At 42.9% G+C, this 4,999-nt stretch carries 4 protein-coding genes; all 4 read left to right on the top strand.

Annotated elements, in window-relative coordinates:
- The coding region (locus IH879_19500) for an SEL1-like repeat protein (protein MCH7677114.1) at positions 1-949 on the top strand (949 nt) is incomplete at its 5' end.
- 182 nt (positions 950-1,131) lie between these two features.
- Positions 1,132-2,610 carry a M20/M25/M40 family metallo-hydrolase gene (locus IH879_19505; protein ID MCH7677115.1) on the top strand — a complete coding sequence of 493 codons (1,479 nt, stop codon included), beginning with the start codon at positions 1,132-1,134 and terminating at the stop codon, positions 2,608-2,610.
- 112 nt (positions 2,611-2,722) lie between these two features.
- Complete coding sequence (locus IH879_19510) at positions 2,723-3,685, top strand: calcium/sodium antiporter (protein ID MCH7677116.1); 963 nt, start codon at positions 2,723-2,725, stop codon at positions 3,683-3,685.
- Positions 3,686-3,720: 35 nt separating this feature from the next.
- Entirely contained in the window at positions 3,721-4,644 is a 924-nt protein-coding gene (locus tag IH879_19515; protein ID MCH7677117.1) for a diacylglycerol kinase family lipid kinase, read from the top strand.
- Positions 4,645-4,999: the final 355 nt, after the last annotated feature.

Below are 4,999 nucleotides of genomic sequence, written 5' to 3' on the forward strand. Positions count from 1 at the left end.
AGAATATCGTTTGCTGGTTTTGGATAGTTCTTCCGGCATGACAGCTGAATTTGATTCTGGTAAAAGCAAGTGGGAGTCAGCCAAGCAAGCAGTTGGTGAGGCCTTTTACGGCCACGACAAACGAATTCAAAAACTTGCTCTTCGCCAATTCGGTGGTTCTTGCAGCAGTCCCGTGGGTGAGCTAAAACTAAAGTTTGGGCAAAAAAAGAAAGTCAGCAGTCTGATGGATGATACACAAATGCTCGGCGGTGAAGCCACCTTGATTCAGGCTTTATGGAACGCCATTGGAGATTTTGCGGAGCAAGAGCGTTTGAGTTCAGATCAACAAATTTTCAACACCATCACCGTTATCACCGGCAGCGGCGAGGCATGTAATCCTCAAGATACGACGCGCATTAAAAAAAGACTCCAGGCTTTGAACATCGACCTGGAATTTCAAATTATTCCACTGGGTTTGGAAGAAAATGAACTTGAGGAAATTACCAATCTCGCCAAATCGTTAGGGGGAACTTATAAAATATTTCCGGCCGCCAACCAGGAACAACTCGAACGCTGGATTCAAGATCCCAAGATTGCAGATACATTTACCCAGGGTGAAAGATACTGGCGCGCCTTAGATGATAAAAAAGCCATACCTTTGCTTGAGCAAGCTGCAAAAAAGGGCGTTTCTGAGGCAATGTTAATTTTGGGCGATATTCACGCAGATATCACCAAAGAAACACACACAGATACAGATGACAAGAAAGCAATTGATTGGTATAAAAAAAGCGCCAAGGCTGGTAAGGTTGCGGCGATGACGCGCATAGGAATTATGTATCGAGATGGACGGGGAGTCGGTGATGATAACTCTAAAAATTACGACCAAGCAAGAAACTGGTTTACACGTGCGGCTGACCTGGGGGATGCGGAGGCCAAAGATAATCTTGAAAAGTTGCTGAGTGCGAAGTAAATTTATAATTGTTAGTTTTTTTAAACAGGCAAAGATTAAATTGATAGCAGGATAGGAGCTACTTAATGTACAGAAACTCACTTCGGTTTTTTTTCTCAATTCTTCAGATTTTATTAATTCTCAGTCCTCTTTCCGCAAGCAAAAAAAAAACAGCCTTTGATTTTAAACCGGCGCAGGCACCCATGCTTTCAATCACAAAAGAGGAATCGCAATACCATGTCAACATCCTGGCTTCCGATGAGTTTGCCGGGCGCGGGACCGGAACGCCCGGTCAATGGCTGGCCGCGAAATACATCGCCAGTGAATTTTTAAAGTATGGTCTTGTCCCGGTTGGCCATGAAGGCAAATACTACCAAAAATTTCAAGTCATTAAACCGCATTTAAAAAGTGCTTCATTCTCAATAAAGAAAAACACATCTATAATTGAGTTTTCAGTAAAATCGGATTTTATCCCGTTCAACTTTACCGGAGAAGACAGAATAAATGCTGCGGTCGTTTTTGCCGGCTATGGCATAACAGCGCCGGAGTACGGCTACGACGACTACAAAAACATCGATGTCAAAGGAAAAATCGTTTTAGTGTTAAGACATGAACCCTTGGAAAATGATCCTAAAAGTATTTTCGACGGCACAAAATTAACCCGGCATGCGCACTTCAAGGAAAAAGCTGAAAATGCTAAAAAACATGGTGCGTTAGGAATCCTGCTTGTAACGGACCCAAATGGAGATCACGACAGCATGTCGCCTCAAGATTTTTGGAATGCGCTTTGTCCCGGGAAAAGCGAAAAAACCCGTTGGCAGCTCGAAGAGCCTAAAACAATGTTAAACTTTCCCGCTGTTTGGATAAGCGGCGAGGCTGCAGAAAGCATTTTAGCAGAAACCAATTATTCTTTGGCGGATTTGCAAACCTCAATTGACAAGTCGCTCAAACCAAAAAGCTTTTCAATGCCTCAGCTCAAAATAAATATTGAAGTCAGGTTAAAAAAACAAGTGCAAAAAACACAAAACGTAGTCGGGCTTTTACGGGGCGCGGATCCTAAGCTACGAGATGAAGTAATCGTCATTGGTGCGCACTACGATCACGTTGGTATAAAAAACGGTCGGATTTTCAACGGCGCCGATGACAACGCTTCCGGCACAGCTGGTCTGCTGGAAATTGCAGAAGCTTTCAGCGAAATGCCAATCAAACCGCGGAGGAGTATTCTTTTTGTCGCCTTTTCAGCGGAAGAATTGGGCCTTCTGGGATCAAAATTCTACGTGGAAAATCCGGTTAAACCCCTTGACCAAACTGTGGTAATGATTAACCTGGATATGATTAGCCGCAATCGTGCCAACGAGGTTTCGGTGATTGGCAGCAATCGCAGCCGCGAACTTCATGAAATAAATATTGCCGCAAACGATGAAATCGGTTTGGATCTTATTTATAATGGGGAAAGATACTTCAGTCGAAGTGACCAGGCAAACTTTGCTAAACATAAAATCCCGGTCATTTTTTATAACACAGAGGCGCATCCGGATTACCATCGTCCAACCGACACTGCAGAAAAAATTGATGCGGAAAAATTGGCCAGAGTTGCAAGGCTGGCATTTCTCGTGGCCTGGGAAATTTCTAACTCGAATACCCGGCCCACTTACGGGCGGTTCAGAGCATCACTCGATTAAAAGTAAACTTTACGAAACCTTAGACGTTTAGTAAAGTTACTTTCGCACTCCGTTGACTTTCATTTTAGCACACCTTATATTAATTATTCACTCCTGAAATTATTAAAAAAAGATGGATTTAACTGCCTGGGCCATGCCCTGGATCGCTGCCCTTTTCTTTGTGGGCATAATTCTGCTTTTCGGAGGTGGAAGCGCGATGGTGCACGGAAGCTCCCGGCTGGCAAGAATTTTGGGAATTCCTCCGATAATCGTTGGTCTTACCATAGTTGCCCTCGGCACCTCGATGCCGGAATTTCTGGTAAGTATGATCGCGGCGCTAAAAAATAAACCAGACCTTGCCTTAGGGAATATAGTCGGCTCAAACGTTTCGAATCTTGGCCTCATACTCGGTTTGTCGGCGCTCGTGCGACCCATTGCTGTGCATCTAAAACTGCTGAAATTCGAAGTTCCGCTCCTCGTTGGCGTTTCGGTTTACTTTTGGATCATTTGCTTCAACGGAACATTGAGCCGGTTCGACGGACTGACACTTACCCTGGGATTTATCGTTTACCTCGTCATCGTTATTTCCGGGGCGAGAAAAGGTTCTGATATTTTAGAAAAAAAGTACAATCCTTTAAAAAGTGAAAAAAAGCAAATTGGAATCAACCTTTTATTTATCATAGTCGGCATAGTCGGATTAACAGTCGGCGCAAGCTGGACCGTCGATTCCGCTATCGAAATAAGTATAAGAATGGGAGTTTCGCAACTCATTCTTGGATTAACCCTGGTCGCAATTGGCACCTCTCTACCGGAACTTTCCACCTCGATCATTGCTGCTTTGAAAAAAGAGGGGGATATCAGTATCGGCAATATCATTGGATCAAATATTTTTAATATGATGGCAATCGCCGGACCAACAGCCGCTGTTCACCCGATGCCGGTCTCGCGAGAACTCATTTACAATCAACTGCCGATCATGATTGGTCTCACAATAATCTTGTGGCCGCTTTTACACAGTGGACGCAAATTAGGCAGAGTTGAAGGAGGCTTTCTTCTCCTTTCGTACATTATTATCATACTTTGGTGGACTTGGTAACTGAAGTCTAAAAGTTTTAATAACCCATTTCAAATTTGAACAAAAAAATCAAACTCATCCTCAACCCTGCCGCAGGCAGTCGTAAAGCAGCAAAAAAATGGCCCGATATAGAAAAAAAATTAACCAACATTTTAGGAGAGTTTTCCACAGAACAGACAAAACGGGCCAACCACGCAACAGAAATTACGCGTCATGCAATTCAACAAGGGTATGAAACAATCATCGCAGTCGGTGGTGACGGCACCATTAACGAAGTCGTCAACGGCTTCTTTGAGAATTCAAAACAAATTAACCCTGAAGCAAGTTTGGGAATTATCTCAATGGGCACTGGTGGAGATTTGGTCAGAACGTTGGGAATCCCAAAAAATGTCGAAGATGCTGCCACGAAGATAAAGGACCATAAAACCCAAAAATTCGACTTAGGGTTCATGAGGTGTCAGAGCTTGAAGGGAGAGCCGGTTACACGCTATTTCATAAATGTTGCTGACGCAGGATTCGGAGGAACTTTAACCAATCTTTCTCACCAATCAACAAAAGTATTCGGCGCCACTGCGGCTTATTTAATCGCATTGCTGAAAACTCTATTTGTTCACGAAACCACGCCGGTTAAGATTCAAGTGGACGATTTTTTCTCAAAGGAGCAAATTATCAGATCGATAGTCATTGCGAATGGGCAGTATTTTGGCGGAGGCATGTGGATCGCACCTCAGGCAAAAACAAATGACGGGCTATTTGATATTATTATTCTCGGGGATTTAACTCGCGGAGAAGTTTTGGCCAACATCCATAAACTTTACAATGGAACGATGGCAGAACATGAAAAAGTCCAAACTTTACATGGCAGAAAGGTAAGTCTAAATTCAAAATCCGAAATTTTAATAGAAACTGATGGTGAACTACCCGGGAAACTGCCAGCGTCTTTTGAGATGGTGCCATCGGTTTTGAATGTGATTTGTTGAATACTTTAGATGGACAGAGTGCGGCGAAGCCACAACCCAATATTTTGGCGCTCCGGATTAACCCCGTTAGATAAGAGTTTTTTGGTTTTCTGTTTAGCTGATGTTTTTATCTAACGGGGTTAACACCGATTCGACACGGATAAATGCATTTAGAAAAAAAACTAAATCATGACCCGCCATTTGAAATTGTAGAAATTTGTAAGTTAAAAAAGTGAAATTTAAAGCTCCATTTATTAAATCCGTGCTTTATCCGTGTTCACCCCGTTAGATTAAAGTCTTTGATGTTTCTGGTAAGATGATATCTTTATCTCACGGGGTGAATCCGTGGCTATATTGTTTTTTATTTAAACCCTGT

The organism is candidate division KSB1 bacterium, from assembly GCA_022562085.1.
Lineage (GTDB): Bacteria > Zhuqueibacterota > Zhuqueibacteria > Oceanimicrobiales > Oceanimicrobiaceae > Oceanimicrobium.

Bases quoted from the DNA above. Each gene is read 5' to 3' on its own strand.
- IH879_19505 (MCH7677115.1), top strand. From the start codon at position 1,132: ATGCTTTCAATCACAAAAGAGGAATCGCAATACCATGTCAACATCCTG.
- IH879_19510 (MCH7677116.1), top strand. From the start codon at position 2,723: ATGGATTTAACTGCCTGGGCCATGCCCTGGATCGCTGCCCTTTTCTTT.